Raw genomic sequence first — 25,645 nt, forward strand, 5'->3', positions numbered from 1 at the left:
GCGGCTCAGGGTCGGGTCCCGCATGCGGAGGCGGCCCGGTTGGTCAGGCTCGGGCGGGCGTTGCGCGATGACCTGCCCGCCACCGCGGCCGACGCGGTGGCCGGGACGGTGCCCCTGGCGGCCGCCCACGCGATCGCCGCGGCGGCGAACACCGAGGACCGTCGTGCGGCGCTGGCCGCCCCGGCCGACGAGTGCGGGGAGCAGTTCCTGCTGGAGTTCGCCCGGGTGTTGCCGGTCTCCCAGTTCCAGCTGCTGGCCCGCCGCTGGGCCGCGCACGCGGACCCAGCCGCCGACGACCGCGGGTACAAGGATGCGTCGGACCGCGAGTTCCTGACGCTCGCGCAGACGATGGACGGGTGCCACCTGCGCGGATTCCTGACCACCGAGCACGGCCACGCGTTGCAGGCCGCGCTGTCCGCGGTGACGACCACGTCTGCTGACAGTGCCGGTCGGCCGGCCGCGCGGCGCCGCGCGGGGGCGTTGGTGAACCTGACCCGCCTGGTCCTGGACCGGGACCTGACCGGCGCGACCGGCACCCACCGCCCCCACATCACCGCCGTGGTCGACCTCGAGACCTTGAACCGGGCCCTGGATCGCGCCCCGGGCGCCCGGGCGGATGGAGGCGCTGCCGGGGATGTCACCGCCAGCCGACCCTCGGTCCCCAGGGACACCGAACGGTTCGCCGTTGCTGAGCTGGTCGGCACCGGTCCCATCCCGGACAGCGTGCTCGCACGGCTCGCGTGCGACTCGGCGATCACCCGGGTCGTGTTCGGACCCCAGTCCCAGGTGCTGAACGTCGGACGCACCGAACGCACCTACACCGGAGCCAAACGCCGGGCGATCATCGCCCGCGACCAGCACTGCCAGTACCCCGGCTGCGACGCGCCACCGGCAATGTCGGAGGTCCACCACACCGAGCACTGGCACCGCGACGGTGGCTCCACCGACGTGCGCACCGGCGCCCTGCTGTGCTGGCACCACCACGAGGTCGTCCACGACCGAGGCATCGAGATCACCCGCGACCACTCAGGCCGATGGCGATTCACGGACCGCCACGGGCATCCATTACGCACCTGACGCGCCACGAGGAACGTCGCGAGACAAGCAGGCCCGCTCGCCCAGGCAGGGCCGACGGCGGGGGGAGTCGGCGGTGCCCGGTGCCTGGTGCCGGTGGCGAGTGCATGGGCGGCGTGCCGGGCACGGGGAGGGTGGAGCCGTATGTGAGTGCGAGATGTGCCGAGCTGCCCAGATGTGCCGAGCTGGCGAGATGTGCCGAGCTGGCGAGATGCGCCGAGCTGCCGAGATGCGCCGAGCCGCCGGACGGCTGGTGTGAGGTGCCGGGGCCAGGACGTGTCAGTCGCGGAAGGTCTCGATCTGCGCGCCCAGCTCCACCAGGCGGTCCTGCAGCTGCTCGTAGCCGCGGGCGATGATGTCGACGTCGCGCAGCACGGACGTGCCCTTGGCGGCGAGCATCGCGAGCAGGATGACGACCGCCGGACGCAGCGCCGGCGGGCAGGAGACCTCGGCGCCCGACCAGTGGGTCGGGCCGGACACCTGCAGGCGGTGGGCGTCGAGGAGCCGAACGTCCGCACCGAGCCGCGTGAGGTCGGTGAGGTGGATGGCACGCCCCTCGTACACCCAGTCGTGGATCAGGGTGGAGCCCTGCGCGCACGCGGCGATCGCGGCGAAGAACGGCAGGTTGTCGATGTTGAGCCCGGGGAACGGCATGGGGTGGATCTTGTCGATGGGCGCCACCAGGTCGCTCGGGTGCACGGTGACGTCGACCAGCCGGGTGCGGCCGTTGGCGGCTGAGTACTCCTCCGAGAGCGTGTAGCGCAGGCCCATCTCGGCCAGGGTCGCCAGCTCGATCTCCATGAACTCGATGGGCACCCGCCCGACCGTGATCTCGGAGCCCGTGACGATCCCCGCGGTGAGCAGGCTCATCGCCTCGACCGGGTCCTCGGAGACGGCGTACTCGACGTCGGCGTCGATGTCCGCCAGGCCGTGCACGCGCAGGGTCGTGGTGCCGATGCCGTCGATCCGCACGCCCAGCAGCTCCAGGTAGAAGCACAGGTCCTGGACCATGTAGTTGGGGCTGGCGTTGCGGATGGTGGTGACGCCCTCGCGCCGCGCGGCGGCCATGATGACGTTCTCCGTGACGGTGTCGCCGCGCTCGGTGAGGACGACCGCGAGGTCCCTCGCACCGCCGCGGCTGACCAGGGCGTGGTAGTCGCCAGCGGTCGCCGTGACGTCCAGCCCGAAGGGCCGCAGGCCGATGAGGTGCGGCTCGACGGTCCGGGTGCCCAGGTCGCAGCCGCCCGCGTACGGGAGCCGGAACTCGTCCTCGAGGCCCAGCAACGGCCCGAGGAACATGATGATGGACCGGGTCCGACGGGCGGCGTCGACGTCGATCGCGTCGAGCTGGAGGTGCTCCGGGACGACGATCTCGAGGTCGCGACCGTCGGTGGACCAGGTGGCGCGCACCCCGACGGAGCGCAGCACCTCGACGATGCGGTCCACCTCGACGATGCGGGCGACGTTCCGCAGGCGCGTGGTGCCGCGGTTGAGCAGGGAGGCGCACAGCAGGGCGACCGCGCCGTTCTTGCTGGTGTTGACGTCGATCCGGCCGCTCAGGGTCTGGCCGCCGTGCACCCGCAGGTGGGTCCGCTGCGGTCCGCCGAGCGTGACGATGGGGGAGTCGAGCGCCGCGCCGATGCGCGTGAGCATCTCGAGGCTGACGTTCTGCGCGCCCTGCTCGATGCGGTGGATGGCCGACTGGCTGGTGCCCAGGCGCTCCGCCAGCTGCGTCTGCGTCAGGCCACGGTGCTGGCGTGCCGAGCGGACCAGGGAGCCCACGTGAGCGAGCTGGTCCTGGACGACGGGGAAGGCGCCGGTGCTCGTCGGGACGGGGGTGGTCGTCGTGGTCATGGGTCGACGTTAACTCATGGATGAGATATTGCCACCCGGATGTGTGCGATCGAATCGGTCAGAACTGGCGTGACCAGGGGATTCGAACTCAGGCGCGATATGTGAACCGTCTCACCAGAGGGTGCCGACCGGCTCCCGGGTGGGCCACACCCCGGAGGCTCCGGGCCCGTCGAGTCCCTGCTCGGCGCGCCAGGCGTTGAACCCCTCGGCCCACGCCTGGTGCGCCGTCGACTGGTACTCGTGCAGCGTGTCGAGGTCGAGCGTGGCCAGGTGCGGGAATCGTCCGACGATCCGCTCGAGCACGTCGAGGGTCGCGACGACGTCGACGTCGGCGGTGTGCAGGGCGCCCGACTCGACCACCTGGTAGTAGCCGCACAGGTCGACCAGCTTGCGCTTGCCGCGCCGGAGCTGGTCCTCGTGGCGGTCGAGCACCAGCGGGTCGATCACCGGCCGCGCCTCGCTGCAGAGCCGGTCGGGGAGGGTCTTGAGCTTGTGGCGCCGCAGCTCGGCGTCGAGCAGGCAGAGATCGAACGCGGCGTTGTACGCGACGACCGGCACGCCGCCGCGGAACGCCTCCGCCAGGTCGGCGGCGATCTCCTCCAGCGCCTCGCGCGGCGGGCGGCCGTGCTCGCGGGCGTGCTCGGTGCTCACGCCGTGGATGGCCGCCGCGGCCTCCGGGATCTCGACGCCGGGGTTGATGAGCCAGCTGCGGACGTGGGTGCCCGACTCGTCGCGACGCACGAGGGCCGCGGTGACGATCCGGTCGTTGTCGACGTCGACACCCGTGGTCTCGGTGTCGAAGCCGAGCAGTGGCCCGTCCGTCCAGCCCATGGTGTCCCGCTCTCGTCCTTCGGTTGATCCCGTGCGTGGCCAGGATGGCACCGGGCACCGACACGGCCGGGGAGGGCCGCCCGCGTGCCGCAGATCGGACACGCAYGGCGCGACCCCCTGGGTCGGGGCAGGACCGCGCGCCGGTAGCCTGGTCCGGTGAGCAACGAGATCGAGATCGGCCGCGGCAAGCGCGGACGCCGCGCGTACTCCTTCGACGACGTCGCGGTCGTCCCGTCGCGGCGGACCCGCGACCCCGAGGAGGTCTCGGTCGGCTGGCAGATCGACGCCTACCACTTCGACCTGCCGATCATCGCGGCCCCGATGGACTCCGTGATGAGCCCCGCCACGGCCGTGGCGCTGGGTCAGGCGGGCGGGCTCGGGGTGCTCGACCTCGAGGGGCTGTGGACCCGGTACGAGGACCCCGCGCCGCTGCTCGCGGAGATCGCCACGTTCGACAGCGCGCGGGCCACCTCCCGCATGCAGGAGATCTACGCGGCCCCGATCCAGCCCGAGCTCATCACCGCCCGGCTCAAGGAGATCCGCGCCGCGGGCGTCACGGTGGCCGGCGCGCTCTCCCCGCAGCGCACCAACGAGTTCTGGCGGACCGTCGTCGACGCCGGGGTCGACCTTTTCGTCATCCGCGGCACCACGGTCTCCGCCGAGCACGTCTCGGGCCGCGCGGAACCCCTCAACCTCAAGCGCTTCATCTACGAGCTCGACGTGCCGGTCGTCGTCGGCGGGGCGTCCACCTACACGGCGGCCCTGCACCTCATGCGGACCGGCGCGGCGGGCGTGCTCGTCGGGTTCGGCGGCGGCGCGGCGCACACCACGCGCCTGTCGCTCGGCATCCACGCGCCGATGGCGTCGGCCGTCGCCGATGTGGCAGCGGCCCGCCGGGACTACCTCGACGAGTCCGGCGGCCGGTACGTCCACGTGATCGCCGACGGCGGCGTGGGCCGGTCCGGCGACCTGGTCAAGGCGGTCGCGTGCGGTGCGGACGCGGTCATGCTCGGCGCCGCGCTCGCCCGGGCGACCGAGGCTCCCGGTCGCGGCTGGCACTGGGGCCCCGAGGCGCACCACCCGCAGCTCCCGCGCGGAGAGCGGGTCGAGGTGGGCACCGCGGGCTCGCTCGAGCAGATCCTCTTCGGCCCGGGCCACACCGCCGACGGCACCTTGAACCTGATCGGTGCCCTCAAGCGCGCGATGGCCACCACGGGCTACTCCGACCTCAAGGAGTTCCAGCGCGTCGAGGTCGTCGTCAGCCCGTACCAGCCGCACTGACCGGCACCCACCCGAACCACGCACGACCAGACGCCCGGAGGCGCCCGAAACGGGCGCAGCCGGGCGTTCGTGCATGTCCATGTGCCGACGAGCGCCGCGCCGTGATCAGGAACGATGCCCGAATCAACATCTGTTTGCCGCCGACTTTGTCCGAATCGCTTGACATGGTGGCGTGAGCGAGGGCACTCTGGAGCCACTGGACGTCGACGACCTGGTCGGCGCAGCGGACGACGGAGTCGATGTGTACGCACCGGAGCGACACCAGCAGATCCTCGCCACGGCTCGCGCCGACGGTCGGGTCGACGTCAATCGGCTGGCCGAGGACCTGGACGTCACCCCCGAGACCATCCGCCGGGACCTCACGGTCCTCGAGCGGCACGGTCTGGTGCGGCGGGTGCACGGCGGGGCGATCCCGGTCGAGCGGCTGGGCTTCGAGCCCGGCATCGCCGACCGCGAGGGCAAGTTCGCGGGGGAGAAGGAGCGGATCGCGAAGGCGGCGCTCGACGAGGTCCCCGACGGCGGCGCCGTGATCTTCGACGCCGGCACCACGACCGTGCGGCTCGCCGAGCTGCTGCCGGCGGACCGGGAGCTGACCGTGGTTACGCACGCGCTGCCCGTCGCGATGGTGCTGGCCATGCGGCCCGGCATCACGCTGCACCTCGTCGGCGGCACGGTCCGCGGTCGGACGCTCGCGGCGGTCGGCTCGTGGGCGGAGCGGGAGCTGGCCGACATCCACGCGGACGTCGCCTTCCTGGGCACCAACGGGCTGAGCGTCGAGCACGGGCTCACCACGCCGGACCTGGCGGAGGCCTCGGTGAAGCGGGCGCTGGTCGCCAACGCGCGTCGCACCGTGGTGCTGGCCGACCACTCGAAGATCGGTCGCGTCGAGTTCGCGCACGTCGTACCGGTCAGCGCCATCGACACGGTCATCACGGACTCGGGCGTCGAACCGGAGCTCGTCGAGGAGCTCGAGGCCGCCGGCCCCCGGGTGGTGACCGCATGATCGTCACGCTGACCCCCAACCCGAGCCTCGACCGCGCCCTCGAGCTGGACAGGCTCGAGGTGGGCGAGGTCAACCGCGCCGACCGCGCCCACGTCCACCCGGGCGGCAAGGGCATCAACGTCTCCCGCGTGCTGGTCCGGCACGGGGTCGAGTCCCTCGCGGTGCTGCCGACCGGCGGGGCCGACGGTCGCCGCCTGGTCGAGCTGCTCGACGAGCACGGCGTGCCGGCCGTGCCGGTGCCGGTGCACGGCGACACGCGCACCAACCTCACGCTCGTCGAGCACGGCGGCACGACCACCAAGGTCAACGCGCCCGGGCCGAAGCTCACGCCCGACGAGGTCGACGCGCTCCTCGTGGCCGTCGAGGCCCAGCTGGTGACGCAGCCGCGTGCCCTCGTCGGCGCGGGCAGCCTGCCGCTCGGCGCGGGCGAGACGTTCTTCGTCCAGCTGGCCGGGCTCGCCGCCCGATACGCGGTCCCGTTCGCGCTCGACACCTCGGGTGTCCCGCTCGCCCGCGCGGTCCGCTCCGGCGGGCTGACCCTGGTCAAGCCCAACGACGAGGAGCTGGCCGAGCTGGTCGGCCGGGAGCTGGTCACCGTCGGGGACGTCGTCGACGCCTCGCACGAGGTCATCGACGCCGGCAGCCGGGCCGTCCTGGTCAGCCTCGGCGCCCACGGCGCGATGCTCGTCGTCGCCGACGGCGCCTGGTGGGCCGGCGGCCCGTCGATCGTCCCGCTGTCCACCGTCGGCGCCGGCGACTCGACCCTGGCCGGCTTCCTCGCCTCCGACGGGTCCGGCGGCGACCGCCTCCGGACCGCCGTCGCCTTCGGCCGCGCCGCCGTGCTGCTGCCCGGCACCGCCGTCCCCGACCCCACCGACATCGACCTGGGCGCCGTCCAGGTCATCGAGAACCCCGATGCCCGACTCGCCCTCAAGGAGCTGTGACATGAGCACCCCGCTGATCACCCCGGACCTCGTCGCCGTCGACCTGGTCGCCACGGACCGCGACGACGCGACCCGTCAGCTGATCGACCTGCTCTTCCAGGCCGGCCGTGTCACGGACGCTGACGGGTTCCACGCCGACGTGCGTGCCCGCGAGGCGCAGATGGCCACCGGCATGCCCGGCGGGATCGGCCTGCCGCACGCGCGCTCGAGCTTCGTCACCGCGCCGAGCCTCGCCGTCGGCAAGGTCGCCGCCGGCGTCGACTTCGGCGCCCCGGACGGCCCGGCCACCCTCGTCTTCCTCATCGCCGCGCCCACCGAGGGCGACGGCGACCACCTCAAGATCCTCGCGGCGCTCGCTCGTCGCCTGGTCCACGAGTCGTTCCGCACGTCGCTCAAGGAGGCGACCGACCCCACCACGGTCGCCGACATCGTCACCCGAGAGGTGGTCCCCTCATGAAGCTCGTCGCCGTCTCCTCCTGCCCCACGGGCATCGCGCACACCTACATGGCCGCCGAGGCCCTCGAGCAGGCCGGCAAGGCGGCCGGCCACGAGGTCCACGTCGAGACCCAGGGCGCTGCCGGCTCCACGCCGCTCGACCCCGCGATCATCGCCGCGGCCGACGGGGTCATCTACGCCGCGGACCTCGAGGTCAAGGACAAGGAGCGCTTCGCCGGCAAGCCGTTCATCGACGTCGGCGTGAAGAAGGCCGTGCACGACGCCCCGGGCGTCATCGCGGCGGCCGTCGCCGCCGTCGAGGCGGGCGTGCCCGCCGGCGGTCCCGTCGCCCCGGTGGCCGCGGGCCCCGCGACGAAGGTGGACCGCAACGCAGGCGCCGGCACCAAGATCCGCCAGTGGCTCATGACCGGTGTCAGCTACATGATCCCGTTCGTCGCCGCCGGCGGGATCCTCATCGCGCTCGGGTTCATGGTCGCCCAGTTCGCCGGCGGCGCCCAGGGCGTCATCGACGTCACCAACATCACCGTCGACCACCTGCTCAACGACTTCAACGTGGCGAGCGGGATGGACTGGGCGGCGCTGCTGTTCCAGACCGGCAAGGTCGCGTTCGCGTTCCTGGTCCCGGTGCTCTCGGGCTTCATCGCGTACGGCATCGCCGACCGGCCCGGCCTCGTGCCCGGCTTCGTCGGCGGCGCGATCTCGGTCGCCGTCGGCGCCGGCTTCCTCGGCGGCCTGGTGACCGGCTTCCTCGCCGGCTTCGTGGCGCTGTGGATCAGCCGCTGGAAGGTCCCGAAGGGTGTGCGTGGCGTGATGCCGGTGGTCGTCATCCCGCTGCTGTCGTCCTTCGTCGTCGGCCTCGTGATGTTCCTCATCATCGGGCAGCCGATCGCCAGCCTGATGACCGGGCTGAGCAGCTGGCTCAACGGACTGTCCGGCGCCAACCTCGTGCTGCTGGGCGCCCTGCTCGGCGCGATGATGGGCTTCGACCTCGGCGGCCCGATCAACAAGGTCGCCTACACCTTCGCGGTGACCGGACTGGCCACCGAGGGCCTCGCCACCGACGCCGTGCAGTACCAGATCATGGCCGCGGTCATGGCGGCCGGCATGGTGGCCCCGCTGGCCATGGCGCTCGCGACCGTGGTCCGCAAGCAGCTCTTCACGCACGCCGAGCGCGAGAACGGCAAGGCGGCCTGGCTGCTCGGCCTCTCGTTCATCTCCGAGGGTGCGATCCCGTTCGCGGCGGCCGACCCGTGGCGCGTCATCGTGTCCTCGCTGGTCGGTTCGAGCGTCACCGGCGCCCTCGTCATGGCGGTCGGCTCCGGCCAGCGCGCACCGCACGGTGGCATCTGGGTGCTGCCGCTCATCTCGAACCCGCTCGGGTTCCTCATGGCGGTCGCCGTCGGCATGGTCGTCACGACCGTGCTCGTGGTCGCCCTCAAGAGCGCTCGCACCAACGAGTTCGTCAAGGCCGAGCAGGAAGCCGATGCCCAGGCGCTCGCCGCCGCGACTGCCTGATCCCGTCCTCGCCACCCGTCCCTCCGCCGGCACGGTCGCCGGCACCTCGATCGGAGAACCGTCATGCCTCAGCGCACCGTTGTCGTCGCCTCCCGCGTCGGCCTGCACGCCCGCCCCGCGATGCTGTTCACGCAGGCCGTCGCCGAGACCGGGCTGCCCGTCACCATCGCCCGCCCGGGCGGTGAGCCGGTCGACGCCGGCAGCATCCTGTTCGTCATGTCGCTCGGCGTACCGAGCGGCGAGGAGGTCACGCTGGAGGCCGAGGGCGAGGGTGCCGACGAGGCGCTCGACGGCCTGGTCGACCTGCTGAGCACCGATCTGGACGCGGAGGAAGCATCGTGAGCACGGTCAGCGCCCCGCACGTGCTCCAGGGCGTCGGCGTGGGACGGCGGGCCGTCGTCGGACCCGTGGCCCAGGTGCGACCCGCCCCGCACGTCCCGGCCGACGCGCCGCTGCTGGTCGACGGGGTCCCGGCCGACGCGGCGACCGCGCACGGCGTCGTGGAGTCCGCCTTCGCCGACGTGGCAGCGGCGCTGCGCGAGCAGTCGGGGCGGTCCACCGGCACGGTGAAGGACGTCCTGGCCGCGACTGCGCAGATGGCCGACGACAAGGCGCTGCGCAGCGGGGTCCTGCAGCGGATCGATGCCGGCGAGCCCGTGGTCGGCGCGATCGACGCCGTGGTCGAGATGTTCGCGACCATGTTCCAGCAGGCCGGTGGCTACCTCGCCGAGCGGGTCACGGACCTGCGCTCGGTCCGCGACCGCGTCGTCGCGCGGGCCATGGACCTGCCGGCTCCCGGCGTCCCGGCGCTGGACCGGCCCTCGGTCATCGTCGCCAAGGACCTGGCGCCCGCCGACACCGCGGCGCTCGACCTGGCCAACGTGCTCGCGATCGTCACCGAGCTGGGCGGACCGACCGGCCACACCGCGATCATCGCGGGGCAGCTGGGCCTGCCGTGCCTCGTCCGCGTGGCGGGGGCAACCGCCCTCGACGACGGGACGGACGTCGCGGTCGACGCGGCGGACGGCACCCTGACGGTGGACCCGGACGACGCGCTGCGGGCCGAGCTGGTCCGGCGCTCGGAGGTGGAGACCGCGCTCGAGTCGGACACGGCCCCCGGCGGCACGGCCGACGGGCACGCGGTCGCGCTGCTGGCCAACATCGGCACCGCCGAGGACGCCGCGCGCGTGGCCGGCGGCGGGGTCGAGGGCGTGGGCCTGTTCCGGACCGAGGTGCTTTTCCTGGAGAGCGCCGTGGCCCCGACGCAGGAGGCACAGGCCGCGGTGTACACCCGGGTGCTGCGCTCGTTCGGGGACCGCAAGGTCGTCGTCCGCACGCTCGACGCCGGCGCCGACAAGCCGCTGGCGTTCGCGACCCAGCCCGACGAGGAGAACCCCGCGCTCGGCGTCCGCGGCTACCGCCTGGTCCGGACCCACCCGGAGCTGCTGGACACCCAGCTCGAGGCCCTCGCCCACGCCCAGACCGCCACCGGGACGACCCCGTGGGTCATGGCGCCGATGATCGCCACGGCCGCCGAGGCGCGCGAGTTCGCCACCCGGGCGCGCGCAGCGGGCGTCGCCACGGTGGGCGTCATGATCGAGGTGCCCGCGGGCGCGCTGCGTGCGCAGGAGATCCTCGCCGAGGTGGACTTCGTCTCCCTGGGCACCAACGACCTGGCGCAGTACACGATGGCGACGGACCGGCTGCGCGGCGAGCTGGCCGACCTGCTCGACCCGTGGCAGCCCGCCGTGCTCGACCTTGTGGACGCCACCGCACGCGCCGGCCGCGCCGCCCGCAAGCCGGTGGGGGTCTGCGGCGAGTCCGCGTCCGACCCCGTGCTCGCGCTCGTGCTCGTCGGGCTCGGCGTGACCAGCCTGTCGATGTCGGCCGGAGCCGTGCCGGCGGTCCGGTACGCGCTGCGCCACCACACGACGGCCGAGTGCGCGACCATGGCGGCCGCCGCGCTCGCGGCCCCGTCGGCGGTCGAGGGGCGGGCCGCCGTGGTGGCGCTGCTGCACGCGGACGTGCGGGAGACCCTGGGCGTGTAAGCGCTCCGGGTGCGGCGTGTGAATCTGTGCGACGCGCGCGGGGTGTGGGCGCGCGGTTTCCCCAGGAGCCGCGCGTACCCTCGCCCGTATGGCGCACGACCCGGGACACACCGAGCTCCACGACCCCGAGACCGACCCGCTCGCGACGTACGTGCTCGAGCCGGACGACGTCCGCCCGCTGCTGAGACGCGTCGTCGCGTCACCAGGAGCCGAGGTGTTCACGTCGCACGCCCCGTTCACGGGCGGGCCGATCGCGGCGATCCCGCTGTCGACGCCGCAGGACGTCGCGCGCGCCGCGAAGGTCGCCCGCGCGGCACAGCGGCTGTGGGCCGCCCGGCCGCTGCGTGACCGGACGGCGGTGCTGTCCCGCGTGCACGACCTCGTGCTCGAACGGCAGAGCGACGTGCTCGACCTCATCCAGGTGGAGTCGGGCAAGGCGCGGGTCTCGGCGTTCGAGGAGGTCTGCGACATCGCCATCGTCGCCCGGCACTACGCCGCGCGCGCCGGTCGGTACCTGGCCCCGCGGCGCGTCCAGGGCCTGATCCCGGGCCTCACGACCACCCGCGTCCTGCGGCACCCCGTCGGCGTGGTCGGCATCGTCGCGCCCTGGAACTTCCCGCTGACGCTCACGCTCGGCGACGCGCTGCCGGCCCTGGTCGCCGGCAACGCGGTCATCCTGCGGCCCGACCCGCAGACGGCCCTCACCTCGCTGTGGGCCGCGGAGCTGCTGGAGGAGGCGGGCCTGCCCGACGGGCTGCTGCAGGTGGTCGTCGGCGACGGGCCGACGGTCGGCGCGGCGGTGGTCGCGCACGTGGACCACGTGAGCTTCACGGGGTCGACGCGCACGGGCCGGATCGTCGCCGCGCAGGCGGGGGAGCGGCTGGTGCCGGTCACCCTCGAGCTCGGCGGCAAGAACCCGATGTACGTCGCGGAGGACGTCGACGTCGAGGTCGTCGCGGAGGGGGCCGTGCGCGCGTCGTTCGTCGGCACCGGACAGGTCTGCGTGAGCATCGAGCGGATCTACGTGCACGAGGACGTGGCCGACGCCTTCACCGAGGCGTTCGTCCGACGCACCCGTGCGCTGCGTCTCGGCTCCGGGCTCGATTACCGGTCGGACGTGGGGTCGCTGGCCTCCGCCGCCCAGCTGGCCACGGTCGTCGAGCACGTCGAGGACGCCGTCGGGCACGGCGCGACCGTGCTCGCCGGGGGAGTCCATCGCACCGACCTCGGACCGTGGTTCTACGAGCCGACGATCCTGGCCGACGTCCCGAACGAGGCGCGGCTAGCCCGCGAGGAGACCTTCGGACCGGTGGTGAGCATCTACCGGGTCGCCTCCGACGACGAGGCGATCGCCGCGATGAACGACAGCGAGTTCGGCCTCAACGCCAGCGTCTGGACCGCGGACACGCGCCGCGGCGCCGCCATGGCCGAGCGGGTGCGCGCCGGGTCGGTCAACGTCAACGAGGGGTACGTCGCGACGTGGGGGTCCGTCGGCGCGCCGCAGGGCGGGGTCGGCGCGTCCGGCATCGGCCACCGGCACGGTCGCGAGGGCCTCTGGGAGACCACGCGGACGCAGACGGTCGCGGTCCAGCACGGTGTCCACGGCGTGCTCGGCGCACCGGGCATCGGCCTGCACCGGCTCTTCGACCTCGGCACCGAGACCTGGCCGCGGGTCTACACGGAGGCCCTGCGCGCGATGAAGGCGCTCCGGCTGCCGTAGGGGAGCCTCAGGCGTGGCCCGTCGCCGCCGGCGCCGGGTCCGACTCGTCGCTGGTTCCCTCGAAGCCGGCGGCCTCGATCGTCGCGACCGCCTGGCGCGCGATGGCCAGCTCCTCGTTGGTGGGCACGACCATGACCCGGATGCTCGTCCAGTCGGGCGAGATGGTCGTCGGCTCCTTCTTGCGGCCGGCGTTGCGCTCCGGGTCGACGGCGATCCCCAACGGCTCCAGCCCCGCGAGAGCACGTGCGCGGACGATGTCGTCGTTCTCGCCGACACCGGCCGTGAAGGTGATGACGTCGACCCGCCCGAGCACGGCGATGTACGCGCCGACGTACTTGCGCAGCCGGTGCAGGTACACGTCGAGCGCGAGCGACGCGTTCTCGTCGCCGGCCTCGACGAGCGCGTGCAGCTCGCGGAAGTCGTTCTCGCCCGCGAGGCCCTTGAGCCCCGAGCGGCGGTTGAGCAGGTCGTCGACGTCGTCGACCGACAGTCCGGCATTGCGCTGCAGGTGGATGAGGACGGCGGGGTCGAGGTCGCCCGAGCGCGTGCCCATGACGAGGCCCTCGAGCGGGGTCATGCCCATCGAGGTCTCCACCGCGACGCCCCCGCGGACGGCCGAGGCGGACGCGCCGTTGCCCAGGTGCAGCACGATCTGGTTGAGGTCCTCGACCCGCCGCCCGAGCACGCGCGCGACCTTGCCGGACACGTACTGGTGCGACGTCCCGTGGAACCCGTACCGCCGGATCCCGTGCTCGTGGGCGACCTCCCGGTCGATCGCGTAGGTCGCGGCCGCCTCGGGCAGCGTCCGGAAGAACGCGGTGTCGAACACCGCCACGTGCGGCACGTCGGGCAGCAGCTCGCGCGCCACCTGGATGCCGGTGAGGTTGGGCGGGTTGTGCAGCGGCGCCAGGGGAGAGAGGGCGTCGATCTGCTCGACGACCTCGTCGTCGACGATCACGGGGGTGCCGAACACCGAGCCGCCGTGCACGACCCGGTGGCCGACCGCGACGACGTGCGCGTGCGGGAGGTCCGGACCGACCTCGTCGAACAGCGCCAGCACCGCCCGCAGCCCCGCGCCGTGGTCGGCGATCGGGTCGCTGCGCTCGGTCGTCCTGCCCGCGTAGGTGTGCCGGACCGAGCCCTCGTCCTCCCCGATCCGCTCCACCACGCCCGACGCGATCGCCTCGCCGTCGACCGGGTTGACCAGCTGGTACTTGATCGACGACGAGCCCGAGTTCACGACGAGCACGCTGCCCTGCGCGCCGAGCACGTCGTCGGACACAGTGTGGAGGTTCGGGCTCACGAGAGTTCCTCTGCTTGGGCCTGGATGGCCGTGATCGCGACCGTGTTGACGATGTCCTGCACCAGCGCGCCGCGCGACAGGTCGTTCACCGGCTTGCGCAGGCCCTGCAGGACGGGGCCGATGGCGACCGCGCCGGCGGAGCGCTGCACAGCCTTGTACGTGTTGTTGCCTGTGTTGAGGTCGGGGAACACGAACACCGTCGCCCGCCCGGCCACCGCCGAGTCCGGCATCTTCGTCTTGGCCACGGAGGCGTCGACGGCGGCGTCGTACTGGATCGGTCCCTCGACGGACAGGTCCGGCCGGCGCTCCCGGACGAGTGCGGTCGCCGCGCGCACCTTCTCCACGTCGGCGCCCGAGCCCGACTCGCCCGTCGAGTACGACAGCATCGCGATCCGCGGCTCGATCCCGAACTGCTCCGCCGTGCCCGCCGACGAGATGGCGATGTCCGCCAGCTGTTCCGCCGTCGGGTCGGGGATCACGGCACAGTCGGCGTAGACCAGCACCCGGTCCTCGAGGCACATGAGGAACGCGCTCGACACGTTGGAGACGCCCGGCGCGGTCTTGATGATCTCGAACGACGGCTTGATCGTGTGCGCGGTGGTGTGCGCCGCCCCGGAGACCATGCCGTCCGCCAGGCCGAGCTGGACCATCATCGTGCCGAAGTAGGAGACCGACGTGACGATCTCCCGCGCCCGCTCGACGGTCATGCCCTTGTGCTTGCGCAGCTCGGTGTACTGGGCCGCGAACCCCTCGAGCAGGTCGTTGGCGCGCGGGTCGATGATTGCCGCGGCGTCGAGGTCGAGGCCCAGCTCGGTGGCACGGGCGCGGATCGAGGGCTCCTCGCCGAGGATCGTGAGGTCCGCGACGCCGCGCTGCAGGAGGGTCGACGCCGCCCGCAGGATCCGGTCCTCCCCACCCTCGGGCAGGACGACGTGCTTGCGGTCGGCGCGGGCCCGGTCCAGCAGCGCGAACTCGAACATCAGCGGCGTCACGACCTCGGGTCGCTCGACGTCGAGGGCGGCCAGCAGCGCGGCACCGTCGACGTGCTGCTCGAACAGCGACAGCGCGGTGTCGATCTTCCGCTGCGAGTCGCCCGTCAGGTGGCCGTGGGTGTCCGCGGCCGCGCTCGCGGACMTGAAGGTGCCCAGCTCGGTGCTGATGATCGGCAGCCGGCTGCCGATCCCCTCGACCAGGCGGGCGATGAGGGGCGCGGGTCGGAAGCCGCCGTTGAGGACGATCCCTGCGAGCGAGGGGAAGCCCTCGGCCTGGTGCGCGACCAGCAGGCCGAGCAGGACGTCCGAGCGGTCGCCCGGTGTGATGACGACCGCGCCGTCGGTCAGCCGGCTCAGCAGGTGCTCGAACGACATCGCGCCGACGAGCACGTCGAGGACCTCGCGCGACTGGAGCGACTCGTCGCCCGCGATCAGCGTGCCGTGCACAGCCTCGCTCAGCTGCCGGACGGTCGGGGCCGTGAGCAGCGGGTTCTCCGGGACCGCCCACGCCGGCAGGCCAGTCCCGGCCCGCAGCGCGTCCCGCACCCCGCTCACGGAGCCCGGGGCGCACCGGTTGGCGACGATCGCCACCACCTGCGCGTGGTTGGCCGTCATCTCCGTGACGACGACGTCGGCCACCTGCGCGACGACGGCGGGCTTCCGGTGCCCGCCGTTGATCACCAGCACCACCGGTGCGCCGAGGTTGGCCGCGATGCGGGCGTTGTACGCCAGCTCCGTCGGACCCGCCACGTCCGTGTAGTCGGTGCCGACGACCACGACGGCGTCGCAGCGACGCTCGACGTCGTGGTACCGCGACACGATCTGGGCGAGCGCCTGCTCCGGGTCGTCGAGCACCTGCTCGTACGTCACTCCCACGCACTCGTCGTACGTCAGGTCGACGCCGTCGTGCTGGAGCAGGAGCTCGAGGACGTAGTCGCGCACGTCGGTCGAGCGCGCGACGGGCCGGAACACCCCGACGCGCTGCACGGTGCGTGCGAGGAGGTCGACCAGCCCGAGCGCGAGCATGGACTTGCCGGAGTCCCCCTCGGGGGAGGTCACGTAGATGCTGCGGGCCACGTCGGGGTCTCCTGGGGCTGGTGGGACGGTGCCGAGGGGCGGGCGGTTTCCGCCCGCCCCACGGCGAAGGTCGTGCTACTCGTTGTCGCCGCCCGTCGAGATCGTGGCGGCCACCTGTCCTGCGTCGGCGGCGTCCTGCGCGTCGGGCCACACCCAGTCGCGGACCTCGGGCAGGTCGTCACCGTGCGCGCGGGTGTACTCGCGGGCGTGGAGCCGTGCGTCGACCATCTTCTGCCGCAGGTTGGCCTGGGCCGTGCGCAGGTGCGGCACGTTGTCGATGACGTCGATGACGAGGTGGAACCGGTCGAGGTCGTTGAGCATGACCATGTCGAACGGCGTCGTCGTCGTGCCCTCTTCCTTGTACCCGCGCACGTGGATGTTGGCGTGCCCGTGCCGGCGGTAGGTGAGGCGGTGGATGAGCCACGGGTACCCGTGGTAGGCGAAGATCACGGGCTTGTCCTCCGTGAAGAGCCCGTCGAACTGCGCGTCGGACAGGCCGTGCGGGTGCTCGCGCGCGTCCTGCAGGCGCATCAGGTCGACCACGTTGATCACGCGCACCTTGAGGTCCGGCAGCTCGCGTCGCAGGATGTCGGCCGCCGCCAGCACCTCGAGGGTGGGCACGTCGCCCGCGCACCCGAGGACGACGTCGGGCTTCTCGCCCGCCACCTCCGTGCCGGCCCAGTCCCAGATGCCCAGACCGCGCGTGCAGTGCGCGATCGCCTGGTCCATGGTCAGGAAGTTCGGCGCCGGCTGCTTGCCCGCCACCACCACGTTGACGTACTGCCGGCTGCGCAGGCAGTGGTCGTACGTGGACAGCAGCGTGTTCGCGTCCGGCGGCAGGTACACCCGGATGACGTCGGCCTTCTTGTTGACCACGTGGTCGATGAACCCCGGGTCCTGGTGGCTGAAGCCGTTGTGGTCCTGGCGCCAGACGTGGCTGGACAGCAGGTAGTTCAGGCTCGCGATGGGCCGGCGCCACGGGATGTCGTTGGTGACCTTCAGCCACTTGGCGTGCTGGTTGAACATCGAGTCGATGATGTGGATGAACGCCTCGTAGCAGTTGAACAGCCCGTGGCGGCCGGTCAGCAGGTAGCCCTCGAGCCAGCCCTGGCACTGGTGCTCGCTCAGCATCTCCAGCACGCGTCCGGCGCGCGCGAGGTGCTCGTCGACGTCGGCGCCGAAGAACTCGGCGTTCCACTGCTTGTCCGTCACCGCGAACACCGACTGGAGGCGGTTGGACGCCGTCTCGTCGGGCCCGAAGATCCGGAAGTTGTCGGGGTTGAGCCGGATGACGTCGGTGAGCCAGTCGCCCAGCACGCGGGGAGCCTCGCTGAGCGAGCCGGCCGGCACCGGCACGTCGACCGCGTACTTGCGGAAGTCGGGCAGGCGCAGGTCCTTGAGCAGCGCACCGCCGTTCGCGTTCGGGTTGTCGCTCATCCGCAGATGACCCGTGGGCGCCAGCTCCCGGATGTCGGCGTGCAGGCGGCCGCCCTCGTCGAACAGCTCGTTGACCCCGTACGACTCCAGCCACTGCCGCAGCACGTCCAGGTGCTCGGGGGTGTCCCGCGCGTTGGCCAGCGGCACCTGGTGGGCGCGCCACGATCCGGTCGTCTTCTTGCCGTCGATGTAGTCCGGCCCGGTCCAGCCCTTGGGCGTGCGGAACACGATCATCGGCCACTGCGGGCGCTGCTCGTTGCCGGCGTGCGCGCTGCGCTTGATCTCCGCGATCTCGTCGAGCACCTCGTCGAGCAGCGTGGCGAACCGCCGGTGGATGTCCTCGTGCGACTCGTCGTCGAAGCCCGCGACGAACATGTGCGGCTTGTGGCCGTAGCCCACCATGAGCGACTCGAGCTCGTGGTCGGGGATGCGCGCCAGCACCGTCGGGTTCGCGATCTTGTAGCCGTTGAGGTGCAGGATCGGCAGGACGACGCCGTCCTTCTCCGGGTTGACGAACTTGTTCGAGTGCCAGCTGGTGGCCAGCGGGCCCGTCTCGGCCTCGCCGTCGCCGACGACGGTGGCGACCAGCAGGTCCGGGTTGTCGAAGGCCGCGCCGTATGCGTGGCTCAGCGCGTAGCCGAGCTCGCCGCCCTCGTGGATCGAGCCCGGCGTCTCGGGGGCCACGTGGCTCGGGATGCCGCCCGGGAACGAGAACTGCCGGAACAGCCGGTGGATGCCCTCCGTGTCCTCGGTGATGTCCGAGTAGTACTCGGAGTACGTGCCGTCGAGGTACGCGCTGGCGACAAGGCCCGGACCGCCGTGACCGGGGCCGGTCACATAGATCGTCGACTGCTCGCGCTCCTTGATCGCGCGGTTGAGGTGCGCGTACAGGAAGTTCAGGCCAGGCGTGGTGCCCCAGTGGCCGAGCAGGCGGGGCTTCACGTGGTCGCGGGTCAGCGGCTCACGCAGCAGCGGGTTGTCCAGCAGGTAGATCTGGCCGACGGAGAGGTAGTTCGCCGCCCGCCACCACTGGTCGACTCGAGCCAGGGTCTGGGAGTCGATCGCCTCCCCGCTCCCGGTCTGCCACGTGCTGCTTGCCGACGTCGTCGTGGTCATGCGCGCTCCCCAGTTATCGCTCCGGCGGTGTCCGCCGGCCCGGTCTCAGCCTTGCCCAGGCCTTGCGACGAGCGGAGGACCTTGGTCCCGCCGTCGGCGCGCACGCCCTGTTGTCATACAACCGCACTCCGTCGTCGGGTGCAGCATTCTGTGGGAGAACGCACGCGGAACGGCAGATGGCGCTGCTCGGCTACGGGTGCGCAGGTCAGCGGGGCTGTGGGGGGCTCGGTGGCGGGTTCTGCCGGTTCCGGTCGCGTGCGCGCTGCGGGGTACCGTGAGGCGTGACCGAGCAGAGCCCCGCAGCCGTCGCGCGCGAGCGCGCCGCGGGGTCCGCGGCTCGCCCGCAGCCGACCGTACCCTCCGCTCCCGGCTCGAGCGCGCACACCCGCATCCCGGCCTCGGCACAGGCCCCTGCCCCCGAGCCGGGCGCACCTGCTCCGGCCTTGGCCTCGCCGGCCTGGGAGCAGGCGGCTCGACGCCCCCCGACGACCATGCTCCGGGCCGCGGTCCGGCCGCGCATGCTCCTGCTCCTCGTCCTGCTGCTCGCGGCCGCGGCACTGTGCGCGCGCCTGGGCGTGTGGCAGCTGGACCGCGCGCAGGTCCACGGCGCGGCCGCCGAGGAGAGGCGCACCGCCGAGCTCGTCGCCGCGCCGGCGGTCCCGCTCGCGGACACCCTGGCGCCGCAGACGACGTTCACCGGCGATCTCGTCGGCCGGAAGGTCTCCGTGACCGGCACCTACGACGCCGGCGGCCAGCTACTGGTGACGGGCCGCGCGCACGACGGCGAGACCGGCTTCCTCGTCCTCACGCCGCTGCGGACCGTCGACGGAGCCGTCCTGCCCGTGGTCCGCGGGTGGGTGGCGACACCCACCGATGCCGACCAGCCACCCGCCGGGAGCGTCGACGTCACGGGGTACCTGCAGGCGTCGGAGGAGGCCGCGGACGGGATCGCCGGCGGGCGCACCGACGGCATCAGCTCCGCCGAGCTGCTCAACGCGTGGGGCGGTCCGATCTACACCGGGTACCTGGTCGTCTCGTCGTCCGACCCCGCGCAGGCGTCGTCGGTGGTGCTCCTCGACCCGCCGACCAAACCCGGCTCCGGCCTCAACATCCAGAACCTCGCGTACGCCGCGCAGTGGTGGATCTTCGGCGCGTTCGCCGTGCTGCTGTGGCTGCGCCTGGTCCGCGACGAGGCCCGCGGCTCGGGAGCGGAGCCCGAGCCTCGCGGAGCCGCACCGGCCTGAGCCACCCCGCTCAGCCCAGCGGCGGGCGGCGGCGCAGCTCCTTGACCGCCCGGCGCTTCTGCTCGCCCTGCACCCGGCGCACCTGCGAGCCGCGGCTGGGCCGGGTGGCCCGGCGGGTCGGACCCGGAGGCGCGAGGGCGTCGTCGAGCAGGGCGTGCACGCGGGTCAGCGCGGCCTCGCGGTTGCGCAGCTGCGACCGGTACTCCTGCGCGCTCACGGTGAGCAGCTGACCGCGCAGCCGGCCCGACAGCCGCGCGAGCACACGGTCCTGCTGGGTCGGGCTGGTCCACGGGATCCGCGCGAGGTCGACCGTCAGCTCGACGCGGGAGTCGGTCGTGTTCACCGACTGACCGCCCGGGCCGCTGGAGCGCGAGAAGCGCCACGCGAGGGCGTCGTCGGGGACGACGACGCCCCCGCGTAGCGTGAGTGGACCGGTCATGTCAGTCGTGCTGCCAGGAGTGCCAGAGCGCGGCGTAGTCTCCGCCGGCCGCGACGAGCTCGTCGTGCGGGCCGATCTCCTTGATGCGGCCGGCGTCGACCACCGCCACCCGGTCCGCGTCGTGCGCGGTGTGCAGGCGGTGGGCGATCGCGACGACCGTCCGGCCCTGGAGCACCGCCGACAAGGACTTCTCGAGGTGTCGGGCCGCCCGCGGGTCCATCAGTGAGGTCGCCTCGTCGAGCACCAGCGTGTGCGGGTCGAGCAGCACCAGCCGGGCGAGCGCGATCTGCTGCGCCTGGGCAGGAGTCAGCGGGGCGCCGCCGGAACCGACCTCGGTGGCCAGCCCGTCGGGCAGCGCCTGCACCCACTCCCACGCGTCGACCGCCCGCAGCGCGCGCTCGAGGGCCGCCGGGTCGGCGTCCTCCTGCGCGAGCCGCAGGTTGTCCGCGACCGTGCCGACGAACACGTGGTGCTCCTGGGTCACCAGGGCGACGTGCCCGCGCAGGTGCTCCAGGGGCAGGTCGATCAGCGGCACGCCGCCGACCGTCACTGTGCCGCCGGTGGGCGGGTGGATGCCGGCCAGCATGCGGCCGAGCGTCGACTTGCCCGCGCCCGACGGGCCGACGACCGCCAGGCGCTCACCGGCCGCCAGGTCGAGGTCGATGCCGTGCAGCACGTTGTGGCCCTCGCGGTATGCGTACTCGAGGTCCCGGGCGGCGATGTCCTCGTCGACCGGCGTGCCCTCGCGGGACTGACGGTCCGGCTCCACCAGCTGTACCCCGACGATGCGGGCCAGCGACGTGGCCGCCACCTGGATCTCGTCGATCCAGAAGATCAGCTCCCACACCGGCCCGGTGACCTGGTAGGTGTACAGCACGATCGTGGTGACCGCGCCGACCGTGACCTGCCCCTGCGAGGCGAGGTATCCGCCCCAGAACAGGACGGCGGCCGGGGCGAGCACGAACGCGCCGTCGATGCCGGGGAACAGGATCGTGCGCAGGCGCAGCGTCGCCTTCTCGGCCGCGAACGCCTCGCGCAGGTCGTCGTCCACCCGGGCCATCCGGCGCCGGCCCAGCCGCAGGGCGTCGACCGTGCGCGCACCCTCGACCGACTCGGTGATGGTGCCGTTGAGCGTCGCGTACGCCGCCGACTCCCGCTGGTAGGCGGGCGTCGCGCGCTTGAGGTACCAGCGCACGAGGATCACGAGCGTCGGGACGCCGATGAACATCGCGATCGAGACCAGCGGCGACACGATCAGGCAGGCGACGATCGTCAGCGTGATGGTGACGACGGCGACGATCACGCGCGGGACGCCGAAGCGCACCGCGTGCTGCAGCTTGTTGACGTCGTTGGTGGTGCGCGCGACCAGGTCGCCGGTCCCGGCGCGCTCGACCGTGGACAGCGGCAGGGCGGTGACCTTCTCGATGAACTCCTCGCGCAGCTCGGCGAAGACCTCCTCGCCGAACACCATCGACGAGCGCTGCGCGAAGCGGATGATCACCGTCTGCGTGAGCACCGCCGCGGCGCCGATGGCGATGAGGGTGTTGACGTAGCCGACCGTCGTGCCGTCGTTGACGGCGTCGACCAGCATGCCGAGGATCCACGGGCCGGCCAGGCCGGCGGTCGCGGCCAGCGTGTGCAGGACCGCGATGACGGTCAGCGGCCGGCGGTGCTTGCGCATCAGGAGGGCGGTGTAGGCCCGCACGGTCGCCGAGTCGGCGATGGGGAGCTTCATGACTGTCCTCCGTTCGTGTCTCCGGCCGACTGGCCTGCCATCAGCTCTTCGAGGAGCCGCTCGTCGTCCGCCAGGTCCTCGACCGAGCGGTTCTCGAGCGACTCCTCGTCCATCTGTCGTCCGACCACCGCACGGTAGGCGCGGGCGACCTCGAGGTCGTCGGCTCCGTGCGCGAGCAGCTCGTCGTGCGTGCCGCGGGCGCGGATGACGCCGTCCTGCACGAACGCGACCTCGTCGACGTGGTCGAGCACGAGGGGGCTCGCGGTGACGATCAGCGTGGTGCGACCGCGCCGGACGTCCGCCAGCCGCGCCGCGATCCGCGCCTCGGTGTGGGCGTCGACCGCGCTGGTCGGCTCGACCAGCACGAGGATCTCGGGGTCGATCAGCAGCGCGCGGGCGAGCGCGACCCGCTGTCGCTGGCCGCCCGACAGCGACCGGCCCTTCTCGGGCAGCTCTCCGGCCAGGCCGTCGGGCACCGAGTCGAGCACGTCGTGCGCGTCTGCCGTCGCGATGACGCGCAGCAGGTCGTCCTGCGTCGCGCCGCCGCGGACGTCCAGCTCGTGCTCCAGCAGCCCGGAGAACAGGTGCGGCGTCGCCTCGGCGACGACGATCCGCTCGCGCACCGCGTCCTTGTCGAGCTCCGAGAGCAGCACACCTCCGAGCCGGACCGGGGTCTCCTTCTCGGCCTCGTCGTCGAACCGCCCGAGCCGCGTCGCGATGCGCGCGGACTCGTCGGGGTCCGCACTGACCAGGGCGACGACACGGCCCGGGTCGAGACGCAGCTCGCTGACCTCGTCCACGAGCGGGACGTGCGGGTCCGGCACGGTGGCGGTGCCGTCGGTCGCGCCCGTCGCCGGGACGACCCGCAGCACCTTGACCACCTTGGTCGCGCCGATGTGTGCGCGCGTCGCGGCCTGCAGCATCTGTGTGGCGTTCTGCACGGGCCACGACAGGAAGGCTGCGAAGCCGTACGTCGCGACGAGCTGCCCGGGCGTGATGGTGCCCGCGAGGGCCATGTGCGCGCCGAGGTAGATGAGGACGACGACGAACGTGCCGGGCAGGAGCACCTGCAGGGCGTCGAGCACCGACTGCGTCTTGGCCACCTCGACGCCGCGGCGTCGCGTCTCCTGCGACTGCTCGCGGTAGCGGCCCGTGAAGACGCCCTCGCCGCCGATGCCGCGCAGGATGCGCAGGCCCGAGACCGTGTCCGCGCCGAGCGTGGTCAGGCGACCGGAGGCCTCGCGCTGAGCCGCCTGCCGCCGGGACAGCGGCTTGACCAGCAGGCCGAGGATCGCGGCGACGGTGGGCAGGCCGAGGATGACCACGAGACCGAGCGGCACGGACACGCGGAGCATGAGGACCGCGACGACGCCGTAGGCGACGAGGCTGCCGAGGAAGTGAGCGGCCAGCGCGTAGACCTCACCGATGCGCAGCGCGTCGTTGGCGACGGCCGAGACGACCTCGCCCGTCGGCAGCTCCGAGGTGATTGCGTGGCCCGACCGCGAGACGGTCTTGCCGACCAGCTGGGACGACGTGAACGCCGCACGGAGCCAGTTCGCGATGTCGTACCGGTGGCCGATGGCGGACGTGATGGTGATGACGACGCCGAGCGCCAGCAACGTGCCGCACGCGCGCCACAGCTCCGGGCCGAAACCGCTGTCGAGGCCGTCGTCGATCGCGTGGCCGACGACGTACGGGGTGAGCGCCTGGCAGCCGAACATCACGACGCCGAGGCCGACCGCGGTCAGGAGGATCCCCCACTGCCGGCGGGCCAGCCACCAGAGCAGCGCCGTGGGCCCGCTCAGCGGCGGGGTACCGGGGTCGTCGAGGGGGAGGGAACGCACGAGGGGCAACGTTACGTGGGGGTACCGACACTCCTCGAACCGTTTTCCGCGGCCGTGCCAGGGCACGGACACCGGACGGACGACGTCCGTGCGCCGACTACCCTGAGGGCGTGACGCAGACGCCCGACCCGGCCGCCACCACCCATCGTCCCGTTCTCGTCGTCGACTTCGGCGCGCAGTACGCGCAGCTGATCGCGCGGCGCGTGCGCGAGGCCAACGTGTACTCCGAGATCGTGCCGCACACGGCATCCGTCGCGGACCTGCTGGCCAAGGACCCGGCCGCGATCATCCTCTCGGGCGGCCCGTCCTCGGTGTACGCGACCGGCGCCCCGTTCGTCGACCCGGCCCTGTTCGAGGCCGGTGTCCCGGTGCTCGGCATCTGCTACGGATTCCAGGCGATGGCCGCCGCGCTGGGCGGGACCGTCGCGCAGACCGGCCAGCGCGAGTACGGCGGGACGGCCGTCGAGGTCACGTCCGCCGGGACCGTGCTCGCGGGCAGCCCGTCGTCGCAGACGGTCTGGATGAGCCACGGCGACGCGGTGCACGCCGCGCCCGAGGGCTTCGAGGTCCTGGCGACGTCGTCGGGAAGCCCTGTCGCCGCCTTCGAGGACCGCGCCCGCCGCCTGTTCGGCGTGCAGTGGCATCCCGAGGTCAAGCACTCGCCCCTGGGCCAGAAGGCGCTCGAGAACTTCCTCTACGAGGGCGCCGGCCTGACGCCAGACTGGAACGCCGGGAACGTCGTCGCGGAGCAGGTCGAGAAGATCCGCGCGCAGGTGGGCACCTCCCGCGTCATCTGCGGGCTGTCCGGCGGCGTCGACTCGTCCGTCGCCGCGGCGCTCGTGCAGAAGGCCGTCGGGAGCCAGCTGACCTGTGTGTTCGTCGACCACGGGCTGCTGCGCTCCGGCGAGGCGGAGCAGGTGGAGAAGGACTTCGTCGCTGCCACCGGGGTGCAGCTCAAGGTGGTCGACGCGCGCGAGCGGTTCCTGCACGCCCTCGCGGGGCACACCGACCCGGAGACCAAGCGCAAGATCATCGGCCGCGAGTTCATCCGCGTGTTCGAGGATGCGGCCCGCGAGATCGTGGCCGGGAGCGACGAGGAGGTCGAGTTCCTCGTGCAGGGCACCCTCTACCCGGACGTCGTCGAGTCCGGCGGCGGCGAGGGTGCGGCGAACATCAAGTCGCACCACAACGTGGGCGGGCTTCCCGACGACCTCCAGTTCTCGCTGGTCGAGCCGCTGCGCACCCTGTTCAAGGACGAGGTCCGCGCGGTCGGCCTGGAGCTCGGCGTCCCCGAGGGCATCGTCTGGCGCCAGCCGTTCCCCGGACCCGGCCTGGGCATCCGGATCATCGGCGAGGTCACCGCCGAGCGCCTCGACATCCTGCGTGCGGCCGACGTGATCGCCCGCGAGGAGCTGACCCGCGCCGGCCTGGACCGCGACATCTGGCAGTGCCCCGTGGTGCTGCTGGCGGACGTGCGGTCGGTCGGCGTGCAGGGCGACGGGCGGACGTACGGCCACCCGGTCGTGCTGCGGCCGGTGTCGTCGGAGGACGCCATGACCGCCGACTGGACCCGCCTGCCGTACGACGTGCTGGCGACGATCTCGACCCGCATCACCAACGAGGTGCCCGAGGTCAACCGCGTGGTGCTCGACGTGACGAGCAAGCCGCCGGGCACCATCGAGTGGGAGTGAACCACCGACGCTGCTGACCGCTGTCGGACCTGCCCGCGCGA

Annotated in this window: 19 protein-coding genes; 11 read left to right on the plus strand and 8 right to left on the minus strand. The window is 72.7% G+C overall.

Translation table 11 applies throughout. The annotated features are described in order from the left end of the window. Window positions 1–1,077, plus strand: a 1,077-nt coding sequence (locus ACXJKA_RS08695) for a DUF222 domain-containing protein (RefSeq protein ID WP_456824798.1), incomplete at its 5' end; no start/stop codon positions are given. A gap of 276 nt (window positions 1,078–1,353) precedes the next feature. On the opposite strand, the gene ACXJKA_RS08700 is transcribed toward ACXJKA_RS08695, so the two are convergent. Then, complete coding sequence (locus tag ACXJKA_RS08700) at window positions 1,354–2,928, minus strand: helix-turn-helix domain-containing protein (protein WP_456824799.1); 1,575 nt, start codon at window positions 2,926–2,928, stop codon at window positions 1,354–1,356. A 111-nt stretch (window positions 2,929–3,039) separates the two neighbouring features. Further along, complete coding sequence (locus tag ACXJKA_RS08705; RefSeq protein WP_456824800.1) at window positions 3,040–3,759, minus strand: exonuclease domain-containing protein; 720 nt, start codon at window positions 3,757–3,759, stop codon at window positions 3,040–3,042. Between the two features lie 156 nt (window positions 3,760–3,915). Between ACXJKA_RS08705 and ACXJKA_RS08710 the strand changes: the two genes are divergently transcribed. The 8 genes from ACXJKA_RS08710 (at window position 3,916) to ACXJKA_RS08745 (ending at window position 12,726) form a co-directional block, all read left to right on the plus strand. Next, complete coding sequence (locus tag ACXJKA_RS08710) at window positions 3,916–5,040, plus strand: GuaB3 family IMP dehydrogenase-related protein (RefSeq protein ID WP_456824801.1); 1,125 nt, start codon at window positions 3,916–3,918, stop codon at window positions 5,038–5,040. A 241-nt stretch (window positions 5,041–5,281) separates the two neighbouring features. Then, window positions 5,282–6,043, plus strand: a complete 762-nt coding sequence (locus ACXJKA_RS08715; protein ID WP_456824922.1) for a DeoR/GlpR family DNA-binding transcription regulator — start codon at window positions 5,282–5,284, stop codon at window positions 6,041–6,043. Further along, window positions 6,040–6,987 (plus strand): 1-phosphofructokinase, encoded by a 948-nt coding sequence (gene pfkB / locus ACXJKA_RS08720; RefSeq protein WP_456824802.1) that lies wholly within the window; start codon window positions 6,040–6,042, stop codon window positions 6,985–6,987. The genes ACXJKA_RS08715 and pfkB overlap by 4 nt, the downstream gene beginning before the upstream one ends. A gap of 1 nt (window position 6,988) precedes the next feature. Continuing rightward, the gene (locus tag ACXJKA_RS08725) at window positions 6,989–7,444 is read left to right on the plus strand and encodes a PTS sugar transporter subunit IIA (protein WP_456824803.1); all 456 of its coding nucleotides are present in this window, start codon (window positions 6,989–6,991) and stop codon (window positions 7,442–7,444) included. Further along, entirely contained in the window at window positions 7,441–8,958 is a 1,518-nt protein-coding gene (locus ACXJKA_RS08730; RefSeq protein WP_456824804.1) for a PTS fructose transporter subunit IIC, read from the plus strand. The genes ACXJKA_RS08725 and ACXJKA_RS08730 overlap by 4 nt, the downstream gene beginning before the upstream one ends. A gap of 63 nt (window positions 8,959–9,021) precedes the next feature. After that, complete coding sequence (locus ACXJKA_RS08735) at window positions 9,022–9,300, plus strand: HPr family phosphocarrier protein (protein WP_456824805.1); 279 nt, start codon at window positions 9,022–9,024, stop codon at window positions 9,298–9,300. Then, entirely contained in the window at window positions 9,297–11,006 is a 1,710-nt protein-coding gene (gene ptsP, locus ACXJKA_RS08740; RefSeq protein ID WP_456824806.1) for a phosphoenolpyruvate--protein phosphotransferase, read from the plus strand. The genes ACXJKA_RS08735 and ptsP overlap by 4 nt, the downstream gene beginning before the upstream one ends. A gap of 88 nt (window positions 11,007–11,094) precedes the next feature. After that, window positions 11,095–12,726 carry a succinic semialdehyde dehydrogenase gene (locus ACXJKA_RS08745; RefSeq protein WP_456824807.1) on the plus strand — a complete coding sequence of 544 codons (1,632 nt, stop codon included), beginning with the start codon at window positions 11,095–11,097 and terminating at the stop codon, window positions 12,724–12,726. A gap of 7 nt (window positions 12,727–12,733) precedes the next feature. Here ACXJKA_RS08745 and ACXJKA_RS08750 read toward each other — a convergent pair whose 3' ends face one another. The 3 genes from ACXJKA_RS08750 to ACXJKA_RS08760 form a co-directional block, all read right to left on the minus strand. Continuing rightward, window positions 12,734–14,029, minus strand: a complete 1,296-nt coding sequence (locus ACXJKA_RS08750) for an acetate/propionate family kinase (RefSeq protein WP_456824808.1) — start codon at window positions 14,027–14,029, stop codon at window positions 12,734–12,736. Next, complete coding sequence (pta, locus tag ACXJKA_RS08755; RefSeq protein ID WP_456824809.1) at window positions 14,026–16,098, minus strand: phosphate acetyltransferase; 2,073 nt, start codon at window positions 16,096–16,098, stop codon at window positions 14,026–14,028. The genes ACXJKA_RS08750 and pta overlap by 4 nt, the downstream gene beginning before the upstream one ends. Window positions 16,099–16,173: 75 nt before the next feature. Further along, a complete protein-coding gene (locus tag ACXJKA_RS08760; protein ID WP_456824810.1) occupies window positions 16,174–18,651 on the minus strand; it encodes a phosphoketolase family protein in 2,478 nt (825 codons plus the stop codon). Between the two features lie 281 nt (window positions 18,652–18,932). Here ACXJKA_RS08760 and ACXJKA_RS08765 point away from each other — a divergent pair, with 281 nt between their 5' ends. Continuing rightward, window positions 18,933–19,895, plus strand: a complete 963-nt coding sequence (locus ACXJKA_RS08765) for an SURF1 family protein (RefSeq protein ID WP_456824811.1) — start codon at window positions 18,933–18,935, stop codon at window positions 19,893–19,895. Between the two features lie 10 nt (window positions 19,896–19,905). Here ACXJKA_RS08765 and arfB read toward each other — a convergent pair whose 3' ends face one another. The 3 genes from arfB to ACXJKA_RS08780 are packed head-to-tail and all read right to left on the minus strand — an operon-like array spanning window position 19,906 to window position 23,913. Then, the gene (gene arfB, locus ACXJKA_RS08770; RefSeq protein WP_456824812.1) at window positions 19,906–20,334 is read right to left on the minus strand and encodes an alternative ribosome rescue aminoacyl-tRNA hydrolase ArfB; all 429 of its coding nucleotides are present in this window, start codon (window positions 20,332–20,334) and stop codon (window positions 19,906–19,908) included. 1 nt (window position 20,335) lies between these two features. Further along, window positions 20,336–22,069: an ABC transporter ATP-binding protein gene (locus ACXJKA_RS08775; RefSeq protein WP_456824813.1), complete on the minus strand. Its 1,734-nt coding sequence runs from the start codon at window positions 22,067–22,069 to the stop codon at window positions 20,336–20,338. Next, a complete protein-coding gene (locus tag ACXJKA_RS08780; RefSeq protein ID WP_456824814.1) occupies window positions 22,066–23,913 on the minus strand; it encodes an ABC transporter ATP-binding protein in 1,848 nt (615 codons plus the stop codon). The genes ACXJKA_RS08775 and ACXJKA_RS08780 overlap by 4 nt, the downstream gene beginning before the upstream one ends. A 110-nt stretch (window positions 23,914–24,023) precedes the next feature. Here ACXJKA_RS08780 and guaA point away from each other — a divergent pair, with 110 nt between their 5' ends. Further along, window positions 24,024–25,604, plus strand: a complete 1,581-nt coding sequence (guaA, locus tag ACXJKA_RS08785) for a glutamine-hydrolyzing GMP synthase (RefSeq protein WP_456824815.1) — start codon at window positions 24,024–24,026, stop codon at window positions 25,602–25,604. Window positions 25,605–25,645: the final 41 nt, after the last annotated feature.

This window comes from Cellulomonas sp. P5_E12 (assembly GCF_054049315.1).